Genomic DNA, 22,948 nt, shown 5'->3' with positions numbered 1-22,948 from the left:
ACGGAGATATTTGGGTTTGGTGAAAAAATTCAGGCAAAACAAACTATTTCAGAAGTGATCCGGACGCTGAATATTCCGGATCACTTTGGAAATTAATGTAGTATCAGGGCCGTTAATAGCCTGGATTATTTGGAAGCAAGTTTTTATTGATATCTATATCAGCCTGGGGAATGGGCCACAACCATCCTTTTGACGCATCGAAAGTTCTTGTTTCCACTTTTATTTGTTTAAATGTCCATGTAGCAGGGCTGGCAGGGTTTGACAACAATGCTTTATCATAGCCATATACATCGTGTACAAGGGACGCATCCTGCCATCTGAGCATATCAGCATAGCGTGTTCCTTCGTTGTAAAACTCTACTCTTCTTTCGTGACGTACAATATTCCTAAGCTGAGACTGTGTCAATCCTACACCTTCAACGGACTCCACTGTAGGCATATTTACCCTGGCTCTTACTTTATCGATCAGCGTATATATTTCCTGCTCTGTGCTTCCGGATTCGATCAGTGCTTCTGCCCGCATCAGGTAGATATCTGCATATCGCATCAGGATTGTGTTAAGGGAGCAGTTGTTGACATCTGCAATGCCCAGCGCAGCGTATTTGCGAGGTCGTGCGCCACAGGGAACCTGGTCCACAGATGGTATGAATGTAGATGACCCGAATGATGAACCTGGCAGGACTACTGACGCAGCCAGCCGGGGATCACGGTTTTTAAAAGGGTCCTGCTCATCATAGCCTGAATTTGCATTTGTAATTGGCAACCCGTTTGTCATGTAATATGAGTTGATCAGGTCTGCTGTAACATTTGCAGTAGGCCAGCTGCTAAGAGATAAAGCAGATGAGGGCCATGGCTGTGCCTGTGTAGTAGAGATGTACTGAATATCAAAAATAACTTCTACATTATTTTCATGGGCCTCGTCAAACAAGGTTTCATAGTTTGAAAATAAGCTGTATGCTCCCAGATCGATCACATCCTGTGCAGCTTGTGCAGCTTCGGCCCATTTTTGGTTATACAGCAGGACTTTTGCCTTATAAGCAATCGCTGCTCCTTTTGTGGCACGTCCTACATCTGTTCCGGAGTAGGAAACAGGAAGGTCGGCTGCTGCATCATTAAGATCGGAAATGATCTGAGTAAGTACATCGCTTTTAGCGGTTCTTGATACGTAAGCTTCTGACAATGCCAGCACTTTTGTGATAAGTGGTACATCCCCGAAATAGGTGATCAGGTCGGTATAAGCATATCCTCTAAGGAATTTAGCTTCGGCAGACATTTGTGTTTTAACTGTTTCACTTACGGTTGCATTGCTGATGTCCTGGAGAAATTCGTTTGCCCTGGAGATGATGGTAAAGTCCATCGTCCATTTAGCATAGGGGGCCCAGCTGGAAGTATTGGTGAGCCATTCGCCGATTTCCCTGGATCCCTGCCAGGAGTCCTGGCAGTAACCATTATCAGACATATAATCGAACTGGTAAAAATGGGAAGGTGTTGCATTAGGCTGAATGGCATTATAGATACCTATCAGTGCCTGTTTGCATTGCGACTCGTTTTGAAAGAACGTAGCGGGAGAAAGTCTGTCCTTTGGTGTTTTATCAAGAAGATCTTTCTTACAACCCAATATAGACAAAGCAAAGAAGAAAAGAGTTATTTTATATATGTTTTTCATGAACTGCCCTTTTTAAAAGTTAACACTTGCACCCATCGTCATAATACGGACCTGCGGGAAAGCCTGCGCCCTGGTTTGACCAACTGTTTGCTCGGGATCAAACCCTTTGAATTTTGTAATTGTAAAAGCGTTTTGCACATTTCCATAGATCCTGAGGGAACTGATACCTGCTCTGGAAAGGATTTTTGGGCTTATAGAGTAGCCCAGTTCAATATTTTTCAAGCGCAGATATGAAGCGTTTTCCATGTAAAAAGAAGAATGGATATTATTACGTGCACCATCTAAGGTTAGCCGTGGCAAGGTATTGGATGGATGATCAGGTGTCCATCTTTTCAGCCACCAGTCGCCCATATTTGCAAATCCGCTGAATGGAGTAGCAATTTCATAATAGGTATATCCCTGGATGCCCTGAACACCCTGTAAAAACATACTCAGGTCAAATCCTTTATATTCCATATTAATATTGAATCCATAAGTAAGCTTAGGAAATTGATTTCCTATGATGGTGCGGTCATTATTCATGTCAACTGCCTTATCGCCATTGAGGTCCTTATACTTGATATCGCCTGGTTGCGCCGTGTAGTTGGAAACCTGTACTACTCCTGGTTTTATTGTATAGTTGCGTTCAGCATAAGGGATTGACTGATCGCTGTTATTTTGCCAGGTAAAGTCTGATATCTGGTATATGCCGTCCATTTTGTAACCGTAGAATGAATTGATGGCTGCGCCGGTCTTAATGGCTTTGGGTGAAGTCAGCTGTTCCGCAACATCCATTCTTACAATCTTATTTACCATATGAGAGGCATTGATTGTTGCTCTTAATTTGAACCCGTTAGAAAAGGTAGTTCTATAGGTGATGGCAGCTTCGATCCCCTTGTTCTGCACCTCGCCCGCATTTGCATACGGTGCAGATTGAGCCATCGTTAGTGGTATAGACTGGGTCAGTAGTAAGTCCTTTGTTCGCTTGTCGAAATAATCGGCAGTGATTTCAAAGTTTTTCTTCAGGTACATATCAATACCAAAGTCGAGTTGTTGTGCTGTTTCCCAGGTAAGATCTTTATTGGTCATAGCAGTAACAGCTACACCTGAATACAATGAACCGCCCAGGGAGTAGTTTTGCCCGGATGTCAGGATATCGCTTCCATTGTAATAATTACTGATGTTCTGGTTGCCCAGTCTGCCCCAGGAAGCACGGAGTTTAAGCATGTCTATCCAGGTCAGGCTTTCCATAAAACTTTCTTTTGAGATTACCCAGCCTGCGGAGAAAGAGGGGAATGTTCCCCACCGGTGTTCCTTTGCAAACCTGGAAGAGCCATCTCTTCTGATGTTAGCCTCAAACAGGTACTTCCCGTCAAAGACATAATTCAGGCGGCCAAAATAGGAGCGCAAGCCAAGGTCGTAACTGCCCGCATTATTCGTTTGGGTAGAAGGGTCTCCAAGATTGAGCACACGTTGTGTATTATTAACAAATCCTGAACGGTAAGCGCTTTCCCAATCGTAGGTGAATTCTTCTTCAGAATAACCGCCCAATAAGTTAAACTCATGTTTACCGAGCACTTTGTTGTATTTTAACAAGGAGGTCAGCAAGGATTGAACATCAGTTTCGTCGGTAACATTTAGATTGGAGACCAGGTTGGTAGTGGTGCCGCTTTCATTATATAATGTAACATTTGCGTGAAACGCATTTGCTTTTGAAGTCATTACATTATAGCCATAAGTGATTTGGGCACTCAGGCCGTTTATTATCTTATATTCAGCTTCTACCTGGCCGTTAAAATTGTATCGTTTGGTCAGTGAAGTACTACCTTCTTTAATTTCCCCATAGTAGTTTCGTTCTCCGTTAACAGATACCCATTGCCCGGCGGCATTTCGTAAAGGGTGAATTGGCGCAAGTGTTGCATACCACTCTGCATTCCACAGGTCTGTTGGTTCATTTTTCACGCCCAGGTTTCCAGATAATTTTCCTGAAAACCGGAGTCTTTTATTCTTTAGGAAATAGGCATCAATATTTGATCTGAAGTCCGTTTTCTTGTAGCTGGTGCCTACAAGGATCCCGTCCTGATTCAGGCGACCCAGCATAAATGCATAGTTGACATTATCGTTTCCTCCGGAAATGCTTAAGCGGTGATTTTGAATATTTGCGTTGCCATAGTACACTTTGAAATAATTGATATCCGGATACATCAGATCATTGTGTGCTGCATACTTTGCGATGATAGAGTCAGCATACATTACCGTTCCGCCGGAATTGACAGAAGCTTCATTATAAAGTGTGGTATAATCTACAGCGTTCAAAACATGTGGCAGTCTGGTAGGGCTTTGAGAACCATAATATGCGGTATAATTTACCCTTAATTTACCAGCGGTGCCTTTTTTAGTTGTGATCAGGATGACACCGTTGGCGGCCCTGTTACCATAGATAGCGGCGGAAGCGGCATCCTTTAACACAGATATGGATTGTATGTCATTGGCATTGACATCATTTATATTACCCGGAAAGCCATCAATTAATACTAATGGTGTATTGTCACCAAATGTACCTACCCCACGAATATCCAGAACAGCACCATCATCGCCGGGCTTCCCGGAGCTTTGCAAAGCATATACCCCTGCTACAGTACCTTGCAATGCCTGACCGGGATTGGTTAATGGCCGGCTCTCCATGTCTTCCATTTTAACAACGCCGACGGCGCCTGTCAGGTTTGCTTTTTTCTGTGTACCATAACCTACCACTACCACTTCGTTCACATTCTGGCTGGCAGACACCAGCGATACATTCATCATACCGTTGCCATTTGCCACTATCTCCCTTGTAAGAAAAGAGATATGATTGAATACCAGGGTATCACCAGTACCTGCCATAAGGGTAAACTGACCCTTACTATCTGTTACTGTTCCCTGGCTGGAGTGTTTAATCCTTACTGTTACCCCGGGTAATGGGTCCGTACCGGAAACCACCTTGCCCGTGATCTTCGATTGCTGGGCAAAAAGTGTCATGTACGGAAATAGGAAAAGAAAGATGCTTAGAAATCTTTTCATAACGAGAATCTGTTTAAGTAGGTTAAAATGAAATACTCAGTCTCAGAATTATTGAGCCCATCTATATATAGACTGTAACAAAGCAAGCATTAAATTCATTGTTGCAAACAGGGGTAAATCGTATAAAATGGGGGGTAAAATCATTTATTTTTTGACATTCTGTATTTATGCTATTTATTCTCTTTTTTTAGCATGTTCTTTCAGTGCCTTTATTTTAATGTCTAATTGACAATTAAAGGAAATGAATTGTTTTTATTTTTGGGGGAATCGGGTTCTACGGATTGAAATCATCATGTCATGACATATATCAATTTGAATTTTTAACTGAATGTAATATTAACCAGCTTAAAGCGCAAGGTTTTTTACAGCAGTATCAGTAGATGACTTATTTTATTTTTTTATATACATAGAGAAAACCAGATTTGCTGCCGTGGGTCTGAATAACCTGTTATTGTAACTTTACGTTATCCGAAAATCCCTTTATGGCATTGAGATACTTTTCATTATCTGCATTTTTCATACACCTTTTGATTATCTTTTTAATTTATTCTATCCAGGCCAGTAGGATTTTTTGTAATTTCCGTCCCGTAATATAGAATTATGGGTTTGCTCGAAGTTAGAAACTTGCATAAAGATTATGCCTCGCATAAAGCTGTAGATGATATTAGTTTTGTTATCCCCGAGGGTAGCATCTTTGGGCTGCTTGGACCCAATGGCGCAGGAAAAACCACCCTGCTCCGTATGATCACCGGCATCTTTTACCCCGATCAGGGAGAAATACTTTTTAAAGGCAAACCTTTTCATCCGGATAATGACGTTCATTCCATCGGCTACATGCCGGAGGAAAGAGGGCTGTACAAAAAAATGAAGGTAGGGGATCAAGCGCTTTATCTGGCACAGCTCAAAGGCATGACGGAAAAGGAAGCCAAAGAAAAGATCAAATATTGGTTCGATAAGTTTGATATCAACGCATGGTATAATAAGAAAGTGGAAGAGTTGAGTAAAGGCATGCAACAAAAAGTGCAGTTTATTTCCACCATAATCCATGAGCCATCACTGTTAATACTGGATGAGCCCTTCTCAGGGTTAGATCCCATCAACTCCAACCTGATCAAACAGGAAATCTTTGACCTTGCTTTGAATGGTACCACGATCATCTTCTCCACCCATCGTATGGAACAGGTAGAAGAGATCTGTGACCATATTATTCTTGTGAATAAAGGAAAGAAAATCCTGGATGGAGAGGTGAAACAGATCAGGCACGATTTCAAACAAGACCTGTTCCGGATAGGATTGGGCAGAGTCCCTAACTTTGCAGAAGTAATGACTTATCATTTTACCATTGTCTCACAGGAAGAGAGCGGTTATATCGTGAAACTCACTGAGGGCAGTACAACAAATGATATTCTCGCACATTTTATCAGGCAGGAAATCCCTATAACTTCCTTCCAGGAAATACTACCTTCTATCAATGAGGTGTTTATACAACAGGTACAGCAAATAGAAGAACCAATTAATTAATCCTATGAATAAGATCTGGCTCATCATCAAAAGAGAGTTCACCTTCCGCGTGCGCAAGCGGTCCTTTCTCGTTGTCACCCTGTTAGTACCGCTGTTCTTTGCGGCGATGATTGTAGTGCCGGTGCTGATAGCTACGAGTGCTAACGAAGATCAGCGTGTAGCGGTGATAGATGATAGTCATTTGTTCCTGAATAAATTGCCGGATGAGAAAGGGATTTATTTTAAATTCCTGACGGAGACGGCGATTGATACTTTCAGTAAACATTACGAGGATTATGGTTATTCTGGTGTGTTGTATATTCCTGCGATTGATATTGAAAGACCATTGGGTATTACGTATTATAGTAGTGGGCAGCCGGGACTGGGAATAGAGAGTCACCTGAACAGGTATCTGAATACCCGGATTGAAGAGGTGCGGATGGAGAAGGCGAATATTGATATTGCACAGATCAAAGGATTTAAATCGAATATTAATATTGAATTCAGATCAGGAAAGGAGGAGAAGAAAGGGAGTTCAGTGATTGCATATGCGGTGGGGTATTCCAGCGGGTTTATTATTTATATTATCCTGATGTTTTTTGGGATGGCAGTGATGAGAGGTGTGATGGAAGAGAAGGTGAACCGTATTGCAGAGGTGATGGTGTCTAGTGTGAAACCGTTTCAGCTGATGATGGGGAAGATAGTGGGGATTGCAGGTGTAGGGCTGTTACAGTTTTCTATTTGGGTGGTGCTGATCTGTGTGTTGCAATTGTTTATTCCTACAGCCGTCATGAATAGTGCGGCGCAGAATAATGCGAATAATAATGTTGCGATGATGGAGGCGGCGTCACAGTTGAGATATGTGATGGATAGTATTAACTGGGGATTGATTATTTCTTGTTTTATATTTTATTTTCTGGGTGGTTATTTGTTTTATGCGGCGTTGTTTGCAGCGGTGGGGAGTTTGGTGAATGAGGATCCTACGGATGTGCAGGGACTGACATTGCCGATAACATTGCCGATTATTATTGGTATAATGGTGATGATTGCGGCGGTGCAACATCCGAATAGTTCATTGGCGTTTTGGGGAAGTATCATTCCGTTTACGTCGCCGATGGTGATGATGGCGAGGATTCCTTATGGTGTGCCGGGGACGGTGCCGTATTGGCAATTGGGGTTGTCGATGGTGTTGTTGATAGTTGGGTTTTTAGGAACGACGTGGATGGCAGGGAAGATATATAGGACGGGGATATTGATGTATGGGAAGAAGATTACGTGGAAGGAAGCGATTAAGTGGATCAGGCAATGATATTGAAAACAAAAGATCCTTGATATTTCCAACGAAAGATCCTTAATATTCTAAACAAAAAATACTTAATATTCTAAAGAAAAGATCCTTTGCCTTAGGCAAAGGATCTTTTCTTTGTGGCATCGCCTGCGGCTGGCTGGTAAGCGCGGTTTCAGGAGTTAGCCAAAGTATTTTTTAAGAGTTTAGACAGAGTTCTTTTTTCGTGGCCTGGAATTCATCCCATATCTCTGCGACTACATCTGCCGCAGGCATGATCTTATCAATGATCGCACTTACCTGTCCTACTTCCAGTTCACCTTCCGTCATATCACCTTCGAACATACCTTTTTTCGCACGGCCTTTGCCAAGGAGGTTTTTTAGTGATTCATTGTCAGCACCACTTTCTTCAGCAGCTTTTACATTTTTGAAGAATTCATTTTTCAGTAATCTTACGGGTGTGAGTTTCTTCAAGGAAAGGAGGGTATCCCCTTCTTTCGCATCGAGTATAGCTTGTTTGAAGTGATCATGTGAAGAGGCTTCAGGTGTAGCTATGAATCGGCTACCTACCTGAACGCCACTGGCACCAAGTGCGAATGCGGCTGTCATGGCTCTGCCTGTGGCAATGCCGCCTGCGGCGATGACAGGTATTTTTACAGCCTGGCATACGCTGGGGATGAGGACCAGGGTAGTTGTTTCTTCTTTGCCGTTGTGCCCACCTGCTTCAAAGCCTTCTGCTACGATGGCGTCTACGCCGGCTGCTTCGCTTTTGAGTGCAAAGGCGGCACTGGCGACTACGTGAACAACTTTGATACCTTCAGCTTTCAGGATGGAAGTCCATGTTTTTGGATTACCTGCAGAGGTGAAGACGATGGGAACTTTGTTTTCGATAATGATCTTTACATGTTCCTCAATATTCGGGTATAAGAGGGGGAGGTTTACGCCGAAAGGTTTATTGGTGGCTTGTTTGCACTTGTCGATATGTTCTTTGAGAACGTCAGGATACATACTACCTGCACCGAGCAGGCCAAGGCCGCCGGCATTGCTCACAGCACTGGCCAGGCGCCAGCCACTAGCCCAGATCATACCAGCTTGTATGATTGGGTAATCTATATTGAATAGTTGAGATATACGGTTCATGGCCGTAAATGTAAGGAGGTTATCTTAAACTGAAAGTGATGACAATCAGCCGGGAAGATTTTCTGTGTTATGGCAAATGTTCAGGAGGTTGGCTAAGGTTAGGTTACCTCATGGAAGTTGGTACCACTATGGGTTAGTGAAGATTTCAGCCGGGAAGATTTTCTGTATTATGAGCAAAGTTCAGGAGGTTGGCTAAGGTTCCTTCATGGAAGTTGTCTATCAATATTGGTTAGTGATGATTTCAGCTGATATTAATTTCTTTATTATGGCAAATGTTCAGGAGGTTGGCTAAGGTTCCCTCATGGAAGTTGGCATTACTGTGGGTTAGTGATGATTTCAGCCAAGATCAATTTCTGTATTATCGCCAATGTTCAGGCTTTGACTAAGACCACGAATATTGGCATCACTACCAATCAGGGAAGACTTGAGCACCACTTCATACAGATTGCTGTAAGAGCCGATGATAGAATCCTTAACGATAGAGTAATTGATCACGGTATTATCTCCAATAGCGACATTGGGACCAATGATTGAATTTTTAATATTACACCCTTCGCCAATACTTACAGGAGGAATGATAATCGCATTCTCATATGGAAGAATAGGGTTGGCGGGTGCTTTGTATTTACTAAGCAGGATAGCATTTGTTTCCAACAGGGTCTCCTTGCGGCCGCAGTCGAACCAGTTACTCACTTTGAAGGGGGTAAACTGCACCCCATGTTCGATCATACATTGCAGGGCATCGGTGAGCTGAAACTCATCATGTGACCTTCTATGTTCTGTCATGTTCCGTTCCAGGCAGTCGAAGAGCTGGTCGGTTTCCTTGATCTTATAGATACCTACCAGGGCCAGGTTCGATTTCGGAATCTGTGGTTTTTCCACCACCCGTACGATGTCGCCGGCGTCACTGAGTTCGGCTACGCCAAAGCTGCGGGGATCATCCACTTTCTTTAGTCCCAGTTGCGAGACAGGGGAAGCGATGAGTTCCTTGATATTACCTTCGCAGATGGTATCGCCGAGAACGATGAGGATCTCATCGTCACCTACCACCTTTTTGGTAAGCAGGATAGCGTGACCGGTACCTTCACGTACATTTTGCTGTACGAAATGGCAGGTAAGGTGAGGATATTTCTTTTGAATATAATGCTGGATCTTTTCTCCCAGGTAACCGATGACGAAGACGAATTCGGTAATGCCTGCTTCTTCCAGCTGATCAATAATAATACTTAGAATTGTTTTGCCCGCGAGCGGGATCAATGCCTTAGGCTGAGTATATGTATGTGGACGTAGCTTGGTGCCAGCACCGGCTACAGGTATAATGGCCTTCATGTACCGCAGCGATTAGATGTTTTTAGTCTACTGAGGGCGTGAAGGTAGAACAAAATTTATAAATAGAATAGTGGAAATGCCCCTACACAGGGAGGAATGCACAGTATGTAATAGCTTGGTAGTGGAATTAACTGTCATTGTATGGTTTTGTAGAAGAAAAATCTAGTATTAGTTAAAATTGAACTATTGACTATCCATAAATTCGATTAACTTTGTCGCAAATTTTCAAAGTAAATGCAAAGAGATCAGCAAATATTTAATATCATCGACCAGGAGCTGGAGCGTCAGCGTCATGGTATAGAATTGATTGCATCGGAGAACTTTACCAGCTTACAGGTAATACAGGCAATGGGTACTGTACTGACTAACAAATATGCGGAAGGTTATCCAGGACGTAGATATTATGGTGGCTGTGAAATTGTAGACCTGAGTGAACAGCTGGCAATTGACAGGGCTAAAGAAATCTTTGGAGTTGAGTATGCAAACGTACAGCCTCACTCTGGTGCGCAGGCAAATGCTGCCGTATTGCTGGCAATCCTGAAACCAGGTGATAAGATCCTGGGTTTGGATCTGAGCATGGGTGGTCACCTGACACACGGTTCTCCTGTGAATTTCTCTGGTAAGTTATATCAACCATTCTCTTATGGTGTGAACAAAGAGACTGGTCTGATCGAGTATGATAAAATGGAAGAGATTGCACTGAAAGAGAAACCACAAGTTATTATTTGTGGTGCTTCTGCTTACAGCCGTGATTGGGATTACAAACGCATCCGTGAGATCGCTGACCAGGTAGGTGCTTTTGTAATGGCAGATATTGCTCACCCTGCTGGTTTGATTGCGAAAGGTCTGTTGAACTCTCCGTTCGAACATTGTCATTTTGTAACGACTACTACTCACAAGACACTGCGTGGTCCTCGTGGTGGTATGATCATGCTGGGTAAGGATTTTGAAAATCCGTTTGGTCTGAAGACGCCAAAGGGTGAAACGCGTATGATGAGTAGTCTGATTGATACAGCGGTGTTCCCTGGTATTCAGGGTGGTCCGTTGGAGCATGTGATTGCTGCGAAAGCGGTTTCTTTCTTTGAGATCCTGTCTGACGATTATACGGTGTATGCAAAGCAGATTATCAAGAATGCACAGGCGATGTCCAAGGCATTGGTGGAGAAAGGTTACCAGATTGTATCTGGCGGTACTGATAACCACCTGATGTTGATCGACCTGCGTAATAAGAATATTTCCGGTAAGAAGGCGGAGCAGGTGTTGGTGAAGGCGGATATTACTGTGAATAAGAATATGGTGCCGTTTGATGATAAGTCAGCATTTGTAACTTCTGGTATTCGTGTGGGTGTTCCGGCGATCACTTCAAGAGGTTTGAAGGAAGAGCATATGGGGCAGGTGATTTCTTGGATTGATGAGTTGCTGATGGATGCGGATAATGAGGCGAAGATTGCGTCAGTGAGAGGTGCGGTGAATGAGTTTATGAAGCAGTTCCCGCTGTATCCTGAGTTGTAGGTTTGATGTGAATTAAAATGTTTATAAAAGTGAAAGCCTCCCATTCGGGAGGCTTTTTCTATGAGTTTGAGATGGGGCTATGAGTCAGCAGCACATGCTATTTGTCGTTTTGTAGACCGGGCCGTATTTTATTCTTTTATTGATTTTGCAAAATTCCGGATATCCTCGTTTCGTATTTTCCTGAACCCTACTATCGATTTTCCCATTTTAGGAATCAACGAATATCCCCAGGCCTGAAACATTTCATCACTGATATCTGTATGGCACAAAGGCATTCCATTGATCGGATCGATCACTACTGGCACATGCACTTCCATACTTGGTGTATTCTTATCAAAAGTAGAGAATACACCTGCTGGTACATAAGCCATGACAGTGCCGGCAAAACCATCTTTTCTGAATAAGCTTTCCAGGTCTTCGTAATCCACATATTTAATGGGATAAGGATAATCTGTACCAGCTTTTCCTTTTTCAAAATCCTCATCCAGCCAGTTATTACACAAGATCAGGGTCCTGTCTTTCAGGAAGATCGCATTATGCTTGCTGGTAGACTGCATCATGGCTTTTGCCGCCTTATCATCTACATGGTCAGAGAATACATAGGTGGATAACCGGATACCCACTGCCAGATCCAGGAAATCCGGAAACCGTTCCGACATATTCTGAATATAGAATGGCCGCGTTACATCATTCTCAATGAAGTACATGTTGATCACCGGAACACTGAGATCTTTTGAATCACTCTTCCACACCAGGTCAGATGTAAATGTTTGTGCGGATTTGGCATAATGGCTTTTACTTGGTTTTACATGCAGCGATTGACAGTCCATAACGATGTAGCTTCTATCATTCTTTTTTCGCAGCTTTTCAACTTCTTTTTCTGTTCTCTGTTCAATAGTAGCTGTGACTCCATCCACGTTCCAGAATTGCCTGACAACTTCAGGGAAATCCAGGTTTAACTGTTTAATTGCTCGTTTATACTCTTCTGCTTTTGTTTGGCTTTGACGACGTAGTTGTTTTAGAATACTCTTATCAGGGACTTCTTTTACTACGATAATTTTCGTCCGTTTTTTCAATTTCTCCAGATCTTTTGATTTTACGAACTGTGCAGAGGCCACAAAGGCAGTTAACAAGAGGCTTAAACTAAGCAAGGCGGATATGGTACCTTTCATAGGGATAAGTTTTAATTTAAACCACAGTGGCAAATATAATTTATTAAAAATTCTTAATGTGTAGAAATGTCGCTACAAATAATTTTTTAACATTTTCAAGGAATGGCCTGCGGCAGCAAGGGAGTAATGCTTTTTGTCCGGCTGGCGGCGATGAGGAAAGGTCCTGTTTTTGAGAGTTTTTTGAATTTTATAGAAGACCAGCGGCAGTAGGGGAGTAATGCTTTTTGTCCGGCTGGCGGCGATGAGGAAAGGTCCTGTTTCAGAGAGGTTTTTGAATTTTATGGAAGACCAGCGGCAGCAAGGAAGACGCTTTTCGTCCGGCTGGCGCAAGGGATTTTTTTTTAGCACAATGCCTGATGGTATAAATCCGGCTGTATAAAAGATTTTTCTACTTGAATTTGGAATTATGCTTTCCTTATCTATCTTTGTAGTGTACTAGTTATGTAGTACACTAAATCACTTGCTATGATAACTATCCAAGATCTTCATTTCCACTACAAAAAGGGTAGGCCATTGTTTGAGGGGTTGAACCTGGAGCTGGAAGCTGGTCACGTTTACGGCCTTATGGGCAAAAACGGGGCAGGAAAATCCAGTTTGCTGAAGCAGATAGCCGGGCTACTCTTTCCAAAAAGCGGGGTATGTACAGTAATGGGGTATGAATCCCGCCTCCGTCAGCCAGCGTTCCTCAGCAAACTCTTTTTGGTGCCTGAAGAGTTTTACCTGCCACAGGTGACCATCAACCGTTATGTGAACACCTATGCTCCTTTTTATCCCAACTTTGACACAAAAGCTTTTCAGCAGTACCTGGATGAATTCCAGATTCCCCGCGACCAGCGACTTACAGACATGAGTTATGGACAAAAGAAAAAGGTCATCATCAGCTTTGGTCTGGCAGCCAATACCAAATGCCTGGTTATGGATGAACCGACGAATGGCCTGGATATCCCGTCCAAAAGCCAGTTTCGCAAAGTGATTGCCGCTGCGGTGAATGAAGAGAAGTGTATTGTGATATCCACCCACCAGGTAAGGGACCTGGATAACCTGATTGATAGTATCGTGGTGATCGACAATCATAAGATCATTTTCAAACAGGATGTGGAAACTGTGGCGGAGCGATTGAGTTTCAGAAGTGTGAAGCGACTCGAGGAAACAGATCATGTATTGTTCGCAGAAAGCACCGGATTAGGTCATTCTATTATCACTGAAAATGCAGGTGGCGTACCAGGCAGACTGGATATGGAACTGCTCTTTAATGCCGTACTGGAGCCCTCCGGACGGATTAACCAACTCTTTTAATTCCCCTTATGCAAACGAGCAATGTATTTCATGCACCGAGGTTTGGTGCGTATTTTAAAAAGCATATTGTCGATAATCTGCGGTTGTACCTGATGTCGCTGGTGGTGTTGGTAGGTGTATTGGTTGCGATAGGTGTAATTAGCATTTTGACCAACAACAGAGAGACTGTAAGGGTTTCCTTTATTTATCCTTTTTATGCCATCCTGTTGTTTGGCGCAGGTTTGATCTTTACCGGGTTTTCATTTATCCAGTTAGGCGACAAGCCAAAAGGTATCGATTACCTGTTGTTGCCTGCTTCGCATTTTGAAAAATTCCTCACTACGCTTTTGATTACGACAGTAGGTTTTTTACTGGTATATCATATTGCATTTGGAACAGCCACTTTTATTGGTGCGGGGATAGTGTCTTTAAGCAGAGATACGCACGTCATGGATCCCAGTATGCCTGATGACTTCCGTAATGACATGACGCAACTTTACCACTGGTGGTTTATGGGACAGGCAATCATTTTGTTAGGCTCTGTTTACTTCCCTAAGTATAGTATTATAAAAACCTTATTTGTAGTATTCATTTTCATCCTGGTCATTGGATTGGTAAATGCGGCATTTATGAACATATTGTTCTATGGTCATTTGACGCATTGGGCAGCGTCAGCGCCATTCTTTGGAGTTGGAATTACAGAACATCCGCATGTGGAAGAATATCGATCCATCTTTCTGGAGTCACCACATTGGGTGCGGGAGGCACTGTACTTTATGTGGCGGTTTATATTGCCTCCGGTCTTGTGGGTATTGGCATATTTCAGGTTAAAAGATAAGGAAATTTAAAATTTCAACTCATGGAATTTAAAGAATCACAGGCTATATATCTGCAGATTGCGGATCATATATGCGAACAGATCTTGTTGGAAAAGTGGAAAGCAGAGGACCGGCTGCCATCCGTGAGGGAACTGGCAGTGCAAACGGAAGTCAACCCAAATACGGTAATGCGGACCTGTGAATATTTGCAGCAATATGAGATCATCTATAATAAAAGAGGGATTGGCTATTTCGTGGCGTCGGATGCGATGAAGCGGATTAAACAGCTGAAGAAGGAACGGTTCATGGAGAATGAGCTGCCGCAGTTCTTTCGGAATATCTACTTGCTGGATATAGAGTTGGATGAGCTGAAGACGCATTATGAGAAGTATAAGCGTTCACATTTCAGGTAATTAAATTTTACAAAAATGAAGACCAGTATAAAATTGTTACTCTTTTTTGTTGGCATCGTATTGTTGTTGGTGCTGGCATCAGATGTGGTATTATGGGCATATTTTAAGAAGGGGATAAATGGAGATGGGACGGTGTTAAGGTTCCCGAAAAAGGGAGATAATGCCGAGGTTGCACAGATGACTGTTTTACAACCGTTCAAGGCGATTGTGATCAATACAAATAATGTACGGATCATGTATGATAAAGAAAACCGCATAGGGAATTTGGGAGGGGAGAGTGAGGTGCCTTCAAATTATTATAAACAGGTAGGAGATACTTTATACATCCTGCCAGGTGAGGGGGATGGCATCTCAGTGTATTGTAAGTCTGTACCATATATCAGGTTAGCAAAAGACAGTTTGCATGTGGAAATTGCCACTTTAAAACAACCATCACTGGAAGTAACGGGATTGGATGATTGTTATGTGGAAATGTCGGGGGTGGAAATTGAAAATTTCACTTATAACGGAGGGAAAAATAATAAAGTATCGACGCGTGAACGGGGCAATTTTGATACGATGAATGTGCAGTTGGGTTGGTATGGGAGTGTTTATCTGCAGGATGTGACTGTAAAGAATTTCAGTGTTAAAGCAGATAGTATGCGTGCATTGAAGGTGGATGAGATTGGATTGTCACAGCTAACGCAGTTTAAGAGGAATTAAAGGGTGAGTGAGGGTTGAAAGAAATTAGAGTGTTAGTGAAGTTTGAAAAAAAGATTTGATAATCGATTTTGATATAAGCAAAACTATGTAAAAAGAGCCCGCTATTGAGCGGGCTCATAATGTTTTTAGACCAGGAGGCCATTTTAAAACCTGCGTAGCGAAACAGGCCATCTTTTATAGCTGCGTAGCGAGATAAGCCATGGCACCGATGCCGGTTTCAATTGCACGTTCATCGATATCAAATGTAGGTGTATGTACACCTGATGTGATACCTTTTTCCACATTTCCTGTACCTAATCTGAAGAAGCAGGCTGGAATAATCTGGCTATAAAATGCGAAGTCTTCAGCACCCATTCTCACTTCGGTATCCTGAACATTGTCTTGTCCAAGATACTCTTCTGCCTTTGTTCTGGCGCGGCTGGTTACTTCCTCATTGTTATACAGGCAGGGATAACCTACCAGTATATCAATTTCAATCTCTGCACCCATGGCATGTGCCAGTTCAGTCGCCTGTTTTTTGATGATCTCATGGGCTTTAAAACGCCAGGTTTCATCCATCGCTCTGAATGTACCCATCAGTTTTACTTCGCTGGGGATCACGTTGGTCGTATATCCGCCGTTGAATGCACAGATACTGAGTACAGAAGGAGAGAAAGGATTATTATTCCGGCTGATCACCTGTTGTAAGCTAACAACCAGATGTGATGCCACAAGAATGGTATCGGTAGTGAGGTGAGGTTGGGCAGCGTGGCCCCCTTTGCCTTTGATAGTGATATAGATCTCATCGGCACTGGCCATGTACTGACCTGCACGGAAACCCAGTAATCCGGCTTCCATAGAAGGTTGTACGTGCATACCGAGGATGGCATCGGGACGTGGGTTTTCCAGTGCGCCATCTTTGATCATGAGACTTGCACCACCCGGGTGTTTTTCTTCACCAGGCTGGAACAGGACCTTGATGGTGCCTTCAAACTCATCTTTCAGCTCCTGCAGGATGCGGGTAGCACCGAGCACGCAGGTAGTATGTACATCATGACCACAGGCATGCATGATACCGGAGTTCAATGACTTATAAGGTACATCGTTCGCTTCTGTGATGGGGAGGGCATCGATATCGGCACGGAGAGCGATGGTCTTTTTAGAAGGGTTTTTCCCTTCGATGATGGCCACAATACCGGTACCGGCAATGCCGGGAGTATATTTCACACCGAATGCATCCAGTTGTTGCTGAATGTACTTTGACGTTTCAAATTCCTGGAAGGACAGTTCGGGATGAGCGTGAATATGTCTTCTGATAGCAATGAACTCAGGCGCGTATTGGTGCGCGAGTTGCTTAATACGATTCTTCATTCCCTGCCTCTTTCTCTGGTTGTAGATTAATGGTGGCAGGCACTACGAATACGCCGCCAGTGAAGCTGGATGACAATTTTTCTCTCAGGTCCGCAGCTTCATCCCTGGTTTTGAAATCACCTATGCGTACTTTGAAATAAGGTGCCTGGTAGTCCAGGTAAGTACGGTAGTCAGGGTAGAGTTGCATGACCTTCGCTTTTATTTCGGTCGCTTCATTTCTCTTGTTGGTAGAGATGACCTGAACCCTGAAACCTGGTTGGTTACGGATAGCGAGGGTATTGATATAGATCTGTTTTTTGATCAGCAGGTCGAGCCGGCTGTCTTTTACCACTTTCACGCCGCCGGTATTGGCAGCGGTGAGGGTATTGTCCTGAGCGGAAGCGAGGGTTCCGATCAGTAACCCGGATAATAATATGATTATGTGTTTCATGTTCAGTCGTTTAGAGGATTGGGGTATGGTTAATAAGCACCGGTGGTGCCGGTAATCGCCTCCCCTTTAGCCTCTTTCATGAGAGCCACGCCGCTGGAAGTACCCAATCTGGTGGCGCCGGCAGCGATTAGCTCCTGGGCGAAGGCAAATGTACGAACTCCACCTGAAGCTTTTATCTGAATATTTTGTGGCAGATGTGCCCGCATCAGTTTTACCGCTTCGACGGAGGCGCCTTTTTCGGCGTATCCGGTGGATGTTTTGACATAGTCAACGCCGTATTTCGCGTAGATCTCACAGCATTTTATGATCTCTTCTTCCAATAATATGCCACTTTCTATGATGACTTTCAGGATGACTTTATGTTGTTGGCTGCGGATGACGGCCATGATGTTGTTGATTTCTTTTTCGATATAGTCCCAGTCTTTGTTACGGATGGCGAGGAGGTTGGCGACCATGTCGACTTCGTTGGCTCCGTCAACGATGGCGAGGACGAGTTCGGCGAGTTTGGCTTCGATGGCCGAGTAGCCGAAGGGGAAGCCGATGACGGTGGCTACTTTGGTGGTGGTGCTGCTGGTGAAGGTTTTGGCAAGTTTTACGAAGGGTGGAGGGACGCATACTGCGGCGAAGTCGTATTCAACGGCTTCCATGCAGAGGTTTTTGATGTCTTCGAGGGTGGTGGTAGGTTTGAGGACCGTGTGGTCGATGTATTTGTTCAGCTGCATAGCGAGTGGTTTTCGGGTGCGAAGGTAGGGAAAATTGTAGGATTGTCAGGAATGAACGGGAATGGTTGAGGTGAGAAAAGGTTTATGCAGAATGAACAAAAATGGATCGTGGAAAGCTAGGCTGGGAGAGGGGAAGGGGGTAAATTTGTGGGGTAAATTATTGTTCATTATTAAAACAGAAAGTATGATTAACATTTTTTCGCAAGAGTACCAATTGGAGAAAGCACGGGAGACGGCAAGAAATGCATTGGAAAGAGCTAAGAAGGCCACCCGGGAGGAAAATATCCGTTACCTGATGGAGATGGGTATCTGTGATGAAAACGGGCAGTACACGCCTGAGTATGAAGATTTCCAATTTTTAAAATGGGATAATTTAAATCAGTGTTTTTATGTATGATAACAGACATCATTTAATTCTGGGTTTCCATGGATGCGATGAGGAAACCTGCCAGCGTTTGGTGAATAATCCCAGAGAGTTCCATTTTAATAAAAATTCCTATGATTGGTTAGGGAATGGTATGTATTTCTGGGAGAATAATTTAGAAAGAGCCTGTCAATGGGCGCTTGAAAAACAAAAGCAAGGAAAAATCAAGCAACCAGCAGTGTTAGGTGCACTTATTCATCCAGGCAATTGTTGTGATTTTCTGAATTCAAAATATACGGAGCAATTAGCAGCGTATTATGTGAATTTGAGTAAAAGATTAGATAATATGCCACATAATGAAGACGTTAAATCTGATCCACATAAGGATAAACTGCTTCGAAAATTGGATTGTGCAGTAATTGAACAAATGCACAGAGAAATGAGTATTGAACAGGAGATAGAACGCCAGAAATATGGATTTGTAACAAGAGACACTTACGACACCGTTCGCTGTGCTTTTCTTGAAGGTGCTCCTGCTTTCCCCGGTGCCGCTATAAAACTCAAAAACCATATCCAGATCTGCGTTCGTAACCCTAATAGTATCCTCGCCTTCTTCCGTCCCCGCCTCAAACCTTCCTCTATTCTAGCTGCGTAATCCTTTGTATAAAAAACAAAGGGTGCCTCAGCTGAGACACCCTTTACTATTTTCATCAGGCAAGGACTACAAATCCTTCCCATGACATTGCTTATACTTCTTACCACTTCCACAAGGACAAGGATCATTCCTTCCTACCTTAGGCCCCACCTTCACAGGATCCTGTTTTATCGGCTCTGCATTCGTAGCATACTCCTGCGCCTCATGTCCATTGGTAGTCTCAAAATCCTGGTGTGTCGCCTTCAGCTTACTCATATCCGTCTTCTGCTCACGTGCCTCCCTGATTGGCGGAGGTGCCTGCTGGCGCTGTTGCTGTTGTGGACGACCACCATCATCCTGCACAGGAATACCACATTTACACAGGAAAGATACTATCTCTTTACTTGTCTCTGCAGTCACCTCTTTAAACAGGTTAAACGCTTCGAACTTATAAATCAACAATGGATCTTTTTGTTCCCACACCGCACTCTGTACGGATTGTTTCAGGTCATCCATCGCACGCAGGTGCTCTTTCCACGCATCATCGATCAATGACAGGGTGATATTACGTTCCAGTGAGTTGATCGTTTCATACCCATTGGTATCTACTACTTTCTGCAGGTTCGCCATTACATTCACCCCTCTCTTCACGAAATCAGTAAATGGAATAGAGATATTTTCTACATGGTGACCCTGTTCTTCATAGATCTGTTTGATTACTGGCAATGTATTCTGTGCGATCTCCTGTACTTTGCGCTGGTAGTTTTCTTTCGCAGCGTGGTACAGTTTAGATGCCAGTTGGTTTACATCACCTTTCGTCAGCTCTTCCTGCGTGATATCGATATCGATCGCGAAGTTGAGGATGATATCCAGTTTCAGTGCTTCCAGGTCGCCGGTATCTTTATGTGTCGTTGCCAGGTTTTCAGCTACATCATAGAATGCATTGTCCACATCGATAGCCAGACGCTCACCAAACAAGGCGTGATTACGCTTAGCATAGATCACAGTACGTTGTTTGTTCATCACGTCATCATATTCCAACAGGCGCTTACGGATACCGAAGTTATTTTCTTCTACTTTCTTCTGTGCTCTTTCGATAGAACGGGTGATCATGCTATGCTGAATCACTTCGCCTTCTTTATAACCCATGCGGTCCATCAGACCAGCGATACGGTCAGAACCGAACATACGCATCAGGTCATCTTCCAGAGATACAAAGAACTGTGAAGTACCCGGATCTCCCTGACGACCGGCACGACCACGCAACTGACGGTCAACACGACGGCTTTCATGGCGTTCAGTACCAATGATAGCCAGACCACCTGCATCTTTCACACCGGGGCCGAGTTTGATATCCGTACCACGACCTGCCATGTTGGTAGCGATGGTCACAGCACCTTTCAGACCAGCTTCTGCTACGATTTGTGCTTCACGGGCGTGTTGTTTTGCGTTCAATACATTGTGTGGCACTTTTTCGAAAGTGAGCATCTTACTCAGCAACTCGGATACCTCTACGGAGGTAGTACCTACCAGTACAGGGCGTCCTTCGTTCTGCAGTTTCTTCACTTCTTCGATGACTGCCCTGTATTTATCGCGTTTGGTTTTGTATACCAGGTCCTCATTATCCTTACGGGTAATTGGGAGGTTAGTTGGAATGGTAACAACATCCAGTTTGTAGATTTCCCAGAACTCACCTGCTTCTGTCACCGCTGTACCGGTCATACCTGCCAGTTTGTGATACATACGGAAGTAGTTCTGCAGGGTAACGGTAGCGAATGTTTGCGTAGCAGCTTCCACTTTTACGTTTTCTTTCGCTTCGATTGCCTGGTGCAGACCGTCAGAATAACGACGGCCATCCAGGATACGACCTGTTTGTTCATCTACGATCTTCACTTTTCCATCCATTACTACATACTCCACATCTTTATCGAAGAGGGTGTATGCTTTCAGCAATTGCTGTACGGAGTGGATACGATCAGATTTCTGTGCGAAGTCCTTCAGCAGGGCTTCTTTACGATGTAATTTCTCATCAGCTGTCAGTTCCTGCTTTTCGAGATCAGCGATCTCAGAGCCGACATCAGGCATGATGAAGAAGTTTGGATCTTCACCGGATTGAGTGATCAGGTGAATACCTTTATCTGTCAGGTCTACAGTGTTGTTCTTTTCGTCGATGCTGAAGTACAGTTCTTCGTCTACCTTAGGCATTTCGCGCTGTTGGTCGGCGATGTAGTAGTTTTCAGCTTTCTGTAATAATACTTTAATACCTGGTTCGCTCAGGTACTTGATCAGCGAGCTGCTTTTAGGCAAACCGCGCCATGCACGCATCAGGGCCAGACCACCTGTTTTAGGATCGTCTTTACCTTCAGCAATCAGTTTCTTTGCTTCGAGCAGGTACTGGGAAGTAGCTGCGCGTTGTGCATCGATCAGTCGTTGGATGCGGGGTTTCAGTACATGGAACTCCTGGTCTTCACCACGGGGAACCGGACCAGAGATGATGAGTGGGGTACGGGCGTCATCCACCAATACGCTATCCACCTCATCCACCATTGCAAAGTGGTGCTTACGTTGCACCATTTCGTCTGGTGTATGCACCATGTTGTCACGCAGGTAGTCAAAACCAAATTCGTTGTTAGTACCATAGGTAAGGTCAGCGAGGTAGGCAGCACGACGATCAGCAGTGTTTGGCTGGTGCTTGTCGATACAATCTACAGTGATACCCAGGAATTCGAAGATAGGACCATTCCACTCAGAGTCACGACGAGCGAGGTAATCGTTCACCGTTACGATGTGAACACCTTCGCCAGCCAATGCGTTCAGATAAGCAGGCAGGGTAGATACGAGGGTTTTACCTTCACCCGTAGCCATTTCGGAGATCTTACCTTCATGGAGTACGATACCACCTATGAGCTGTACGTCATAGTGAACCATGTTCCATGTTACCTGACTACCAGCGGCAGTCCAGGTATTCTTCCACGTCACTTTGTCACCTTCAATGGTCAGGTAATCCTTACTTACTGCTAGGTCCCGGTCCAGCGGAGTGGCGGTTGCAGTAATAGTAGGATTATTGGTGAAGAGATATGCAGTTGCTTTTACAACCGCAAATGCTTCAGGCAAAATTTCCTTCAGTATTTCTTCGATTTGTTTATCTCTGTCTTTCTTCAGCTTATCCACTTCCTGATAGATGGTATCCTTAGCGGTTACTTCTTCAGTCTGTTCAGCTTCAGTCTGTTTCTCGGCAATTACTCCGTCAATCTTCGACAAATGGGCTTTGATCCGTTGGCGAAAATCCTGCGTTTTGTTACGCAGCTGGTCTACAGGCAGGGATTGCAGTTTTTCATACTCCTCGTTGATCCTTTTCACTAAAGGCATGATCGTGTTGATGTCTCTCTCCGATTTATGCCCGCCAAAAAGTTTTGTTAAAAAACCTAACATGTCTAGTTTATTACGAATGATTGTTAAAATAGTTGTAGGGCCATAGGATGCCTATGTTCCATTTCTGTTTCCTTACCCAAATATTATGCTTGGAAAGCAACCGGTGACAAGGTGTCAGCTATCCGGGTTTCGCGCAAGGCCCGTAAAATTAGGAATTATTTGCAC

The 22,948-nt window shown here is 43.8% G+C and carries 19 protein-coding genes; 9 read left to right on the top strand and 10 right to left on the bottom strand.

Going from position 1 to position 22,948, the window contains the following annotated elements:
* Positions 1-112: 112 nt before the first annotated feature.
* Positions 113-1,666 carry a RagB/SusD family nutrient uptake outer membrane protein gene (locus tag SIO70_RS33245; RefSeq protein ID WP_083720090.1) on the bottom strand — a complete coding sequence of 518 codons (1,554 nt, stop codon included), beginning with the start codon at positions 1,664-1,666 and terminating at the stop codon, positions 113-115.
* 12 nt (positions 1,667-1,678) lie between these two features.
* Positions 1,679-4,705 carry a TonB-dependent receptor gene (locus tag SIO70_RS33240; RefSeq protein ID WP_320578255.1) on the bottom strand — a complete coding sequence of 1,009 codons (3,027 nt, stop codon included), beginning with the start codon at positions 4,703-4,705 and terminating at the stop codon, positions 1,679-1,681.
* Between the two features lie 600 nt (positions 4,706-5,305).
* Here SIO70_RS33240 and SIO70_RS33235 point away from each other — a divergent pair.
* A complete protein-coding gene (locus SIO70_RS33235) occupies positions 5,306-6,226 on the top strand; it encodes an ABC transporter ATP-binding protein (RefSeq protein WP_320578254.1) in 921 nt (306 codons plus the stop codon).
* 4 nt (positions 6,227-6,230) lie between these two features.
* Positions 6,231-7,514 (top strand): ABC transporter permease, encoded by a 1,284-nt coding sequence (locus SIO70_RS33230; protein ID WP_320578253.1) that lies wholly within the window; start codon positions 6,231-6,233, stop codon positions 7,512-7,514.
* Between the two features lie 174 nt (positions 7,515-7,688).
* Here SIO70_RS33230 and SIO70_RS33225 read toward each other — a convergent pair whose 3' ends face one another.
* Both SIO70_RS33225 and SIO70_RS33220 read right to left on the bottom strand, forming a co-directional pair.
* Positions 7,689-8,630 carry an NAD(P)H-dependent flavin oxidoreductase gene (locus tag SIO70_RS33225; protein ID WP_320578252.1) on the bottom strand — a complete coding sequence of 314 codons (942 nt, stop codon included), beginning with the start codon at positions 8,628-8,630 and terminating at the stop codon, positions 7,689-7,691.
* A 336-nt stretch (positions 8,631-8,966) separates the two neighbouring features.
* Positions 8,967-9,959: a sugar phosphate nucleotidyltransferase gene (locus SIO70_RS33220; RefSeq protein ID WP_320578251.1), complete on the bottom strand. Its 993-nt coding sequence runs from the start codon at positions 9,957-9,959 to the stop codon at positions 8,967-8,969.
* A 234-nt stretch (positions 9,960-10,193) separates the two neighbouring features.
* Between SIO70_RS33220 and glyA the strand changes: the two genes are divergently transcribed.
* Positions 10,194-11,471 (top strand): serine hydroxymethyltransferase, encoded by a 1,278-nt coding sequence (gene glyA / locus SIO70_RS33215; protein WP_320578250.1) that lies wholly within the window; start codon positions 10,194-10,196, stop codon positions 11,469-11,471.
* 128 nt (positions 11,472-11,599) lie between these two features.
* Here glyA and SIO70_RS33210 read toward each other — a convergent pair whose 3' ends face one another.
* Together SIO70_RS33210 and SIO70_RS33205 are read right to left on the bottom strand one after the other, a co-directional pair.
* Positions 11,600-12,643, bottom strand: coding sequence for a hypothetical protein (locus SIO70_RS33210; RefSeq protein WP_320578248.1), 1,044 nt, complete (start codon positions 12,641-12,643; stop codon positions 11,600-11,602).
* Positions 12,644-12,715: 72 nt separating this feature from the next.
* On the bottom strand, positions 12,716-12,973 hold the full coding sequence (locus SIO70_RS33205; protein ID WP_320578246.1) for a hypothetical protein: 258 nt from the start codon (positions 12,971-12,973) through the stop codon (positions 12,716-12,718).
* Between the two features lie 135 nt (positions 12,974-13,108).
* Here SIO70_RS33205 and SIO70_RS33200 point away from each other — a divergent pair, with 135 nt between their 5' ends.
* From SIO70_RS33200 to SIO70_RS33185, 4 genes are read left to right on the top strand one after another with little or no spacing between them, the layout of a single operon-like run.
* Positions 13,109-13,939 (top strand): ABC transporter ATP-binding protein, encoded by an 831-nt coding sequence (locus SIO70_RS33200; RefSeq protein ID WP_320578245.1) that lies wholly within the window; start codon positions 13,109-13,111, stop codon positions 13,937-13,939.
* Positions 13,940-13,947: 8 nt separating this feature from the next.
* Positions 13,948-14,766: a hypothetical protein gene (locus SIO70_RS33195; RefSeq protein ID WP_320578243.1), complete on the top strand. Its 819-nt coding sequence runs from the start codon at positions 13,948-13,950 to the stop codon at positions 14,764-14,766.
* 11 nt (positions 14,767-14,777) lie between these two features.
* Complete coding sequence (locus tag SIO70_RS33190) at positions 14,778-15,149, top strand: GntR family transcriptional regulator (protein ID WP_083720101.1); 372 nt, start codon at positions 14,778-14,780, stop codon at positions 15,147-15,149.
* 15 nt (positions 15,150-15,164) lie between these two features.
* Entirely contained in the window at positions 15,165-15,851 is a 687-nt protein-coding gene (locus SIO70_RS33185; protein WP_320578240.1) for a hypothetical protein, read from the top strand.
* Between the two features lie 174 nt (positions 15,852-16,025).
* Here the strand turns inward: SIO70_RS33185 and SIO70_RS33180 are convergent, their stop codons facing one another.
* Genes SIO70_RS33180 through deoC form a run of 3 tightly spaced genes read right to left on the bottom strand, consistent with a single transcriptional unit; the run spans position 16,026 to position 18,353 of the window.
* A complete protein-coding gene (locus SIO70_RS33180) occupies positions 16,026-17,201 on the bottom strand; it encodes a M20 family metallopeptidase (protein ID WP_320578238.1) in 1,176 nt (391 codons plus the stop codon).
* Entirely contained in the window at positions 17,185-17,631 is a 447-nt protein-coding gene (locus tag SIO70_RS33175) for an SPOR domain-containing protein (RefSeq protein ID WP_320578236.1), read from the bottom strand. The genes SIO70_RS33180 and SIO70_RS33175 overlap by 17 nt, the downstream gene beginning before the upstream one ends.
* Before the next feature lie 29 nt (positions 17,632-17,660).
* Positions 17,661-18,353: a deoxyribose-phosphate aldolase gene (gene deoC / locus SIO70_RS33170; protein ID WP_320578234.1), complete on the bottom strand. Its 693-nt coding sequence runs from the start codon at positions 18,351-18,353 to the stop codon at positions 17,661-17,663.
* Between the two features lie 184 nt (positions 18,354-18,537).
* On the opposite strand from deoC, the gene SIO70_RS33165 reads away from it, so the two are divergent.
* Both SIO70_RS33165 and SIO70_RS33160 read left to right on the top strand, forming a co-directional pair.
* Complete coding sequence (locus SIO70_RS33165) at positions 18,538-18,750, top strand: hypothetical protein (protein ID WP_320578232.1); 213 nt, start codon at positions 18,538-18,540, stop codon at positions 18,748-18,750.
* On the top strand, positions 18,743-19,372 hold the full coding sequence (locus tag SIO70_RS33160; RefSeq protein ID WP_320578230.1) for a hypothetical protein: 630 nt from the start codon (positions 18,743-18,745) through the stop codon (positions 19,370-19,372). The genes SIO70_RS33165 and SIO70_RS33160 overlap by 8 nt, the downstream gene beginning before the upstream one ends.
* Before the next feature lie 66 nt (positions 19,373-19,438).
* Here SIO70_RS33160 and secA read toward each other — a convergent pair whose 3' ends face one another.
* The gene (gene secA / locus SIO70_RS33155) at positions 19,439-22,783 is read right to left on the bottom strand and encodes a preprotein translocase subunit SecA (RefSeq protein ID WP_320578228.1); all 3,345 of its coding nucleotides are present in this window, start codon (positions 22,781-22,783) and stop codon (positions 19,439-19,441) included.
* Between the last annotated feature and the right edge of the window lie 165 nt (positions 22,784-22,948).

The organism is Chitinophaga sancti, from assembly GCF_034087045.1.
In the GTDB taxonomy this organism is placed as follows: domain Bacteria; phylum Bacteroidota; class Bacteroidia; order Chitinophagales; family Chitinophagaceae; genus Chitinophaga; species Chitinophaga sancti_B.
Note: the sequence above shows the minus strand (reverse complement) of the source record. Positions and strands in the feature narration are given on the sequence as shown.

Excerpts from the sequence above, each read along its gene's own strand:
- SIO70_RS33245 (WP_083720090.1), bottom strand. The coding sequence starts at position 1,666 with ATGAAAAACATATATAAAATAACTCTTTTCTTCTTTGCTTTGTCTATA.
- SIO70_RS33240 (WP_320578255.1), bottom strand. The coding sequence starts at position 4,705 with ATGAAAAGATTTCTAAGCATCTTTCTTTTCCTATTTCCGTACATGACA.
- SIO70_RS33235 (WP_320578254.1), top strand. The coding sequence starts at position 5,306 with ATGGGTTTGCTCGAAGTTAGAAACTTGCATAAAGATTATGCCTCGCAT.
- SIO70_RS33230 (WP_320578253.1), top strand. The coding sequence starts at position 6,231 with ATGAATAAGATCTGGCTCATCATCAAAAGAGAGTTCACCTTCCGCGTG.
- SIO70_RS33225 (WP_320578252.1), bottom strand. The coding sequence starts at position 8,630 with ATGAACCGTATATCTCAACTATTCAATATAGATTACCCAATCATACAA.
- SIO70_RS33220 (WP_320578251.1), bottom strand. The coding sequence starts at position 9,959 with ATGAAGGCCATTATACCTGTAGCCGGTGCTGGCACCAAGCTACGTCCA.
- glyA (WP_320578250.1), top strand. The coding sequence starts at position 10,194 with ATGCAAAGAGATCAGCAAATATTTAATATCATCGACCAGGAGCTGGAG.
- SIO70_RS33210 (WP_320578248.1), bottom strand. The coding sequence starts at position 12,643 with ATGAAAGGTACCATATCCGCCTTGCTTAGTTTAAGCCTCTTGTTAACT.
- SIO70_RS33200 (WP_320578245.1), top strand. The coding sequence starts at position 13,109 with ATGATAACTATCCAAGATCTTCATTTCCACTACAAAAAGGGTAGGCCA.
- SIO70_RS33195 (WP_320578243.1), top strand. The coding sequence starts at position 13,948 with ATGCAAACGAGCAATGTATTTCATGCACCGAGGTTTGGTGCGTATTTT.
- SIO70_RS33190 (WP_083720101.1), top strand. The coding sequence starts at position 14,778 with ATGGAATTTAAAGAATCACAGGCTATATATCTGCAGATTGCGGATCAT.
- SIO70_RS33185 (WP_320578240.1), top strand. The coding sequence starts at position 15,165 with ATGAAGACCAGTATAAAATTGTTACTCTTTTTTGTTGGCATCGTATTG.
- SIO70_RS33180 (WP_320578238.1), bottom strand. The coding sequence starts at position 17,201 with ATGAAGAATCGTATTAAGCAACTCGCGCACCAATACGCGCCTGAGTTC.
- SIO70_RS33175 (WP_320578236.1), bottom strand. The coding sequence starts at position 17,631 with ATGAAACACATAATCATATTATTATCCGGGTTACTGATCGGAACCCTC.
- deoC (WP_320578234.1), bottom strand. The coding sequence starts at position 18,353 with ATGCAGCTGAACAAATACATCGACCACACGGTCCTCAAACCTACCACC.
- SIO70_RS33165 (WP_320578232.1), top strand. The coding sequence starts at position 18,538 with ATGATTAACATTTTTTCGCAAGAGTACCAATTGGAGAAAGCACGGGAG.
- SIO70_RS33160 (WP_320578230.1), top strand. The coding sequence starts at position 18,743 with ATGTATGATAACAGACATCATTTAATTCTGGGTTTCCATGGATGCGAT.
- secA (WP_320578228.1), bottom strand. The coding sequence starts at position 22,783 with ATGTTAGGTTTTTTAACAAAACTTTTTGGCGGGCATAAATCGGAGAGA.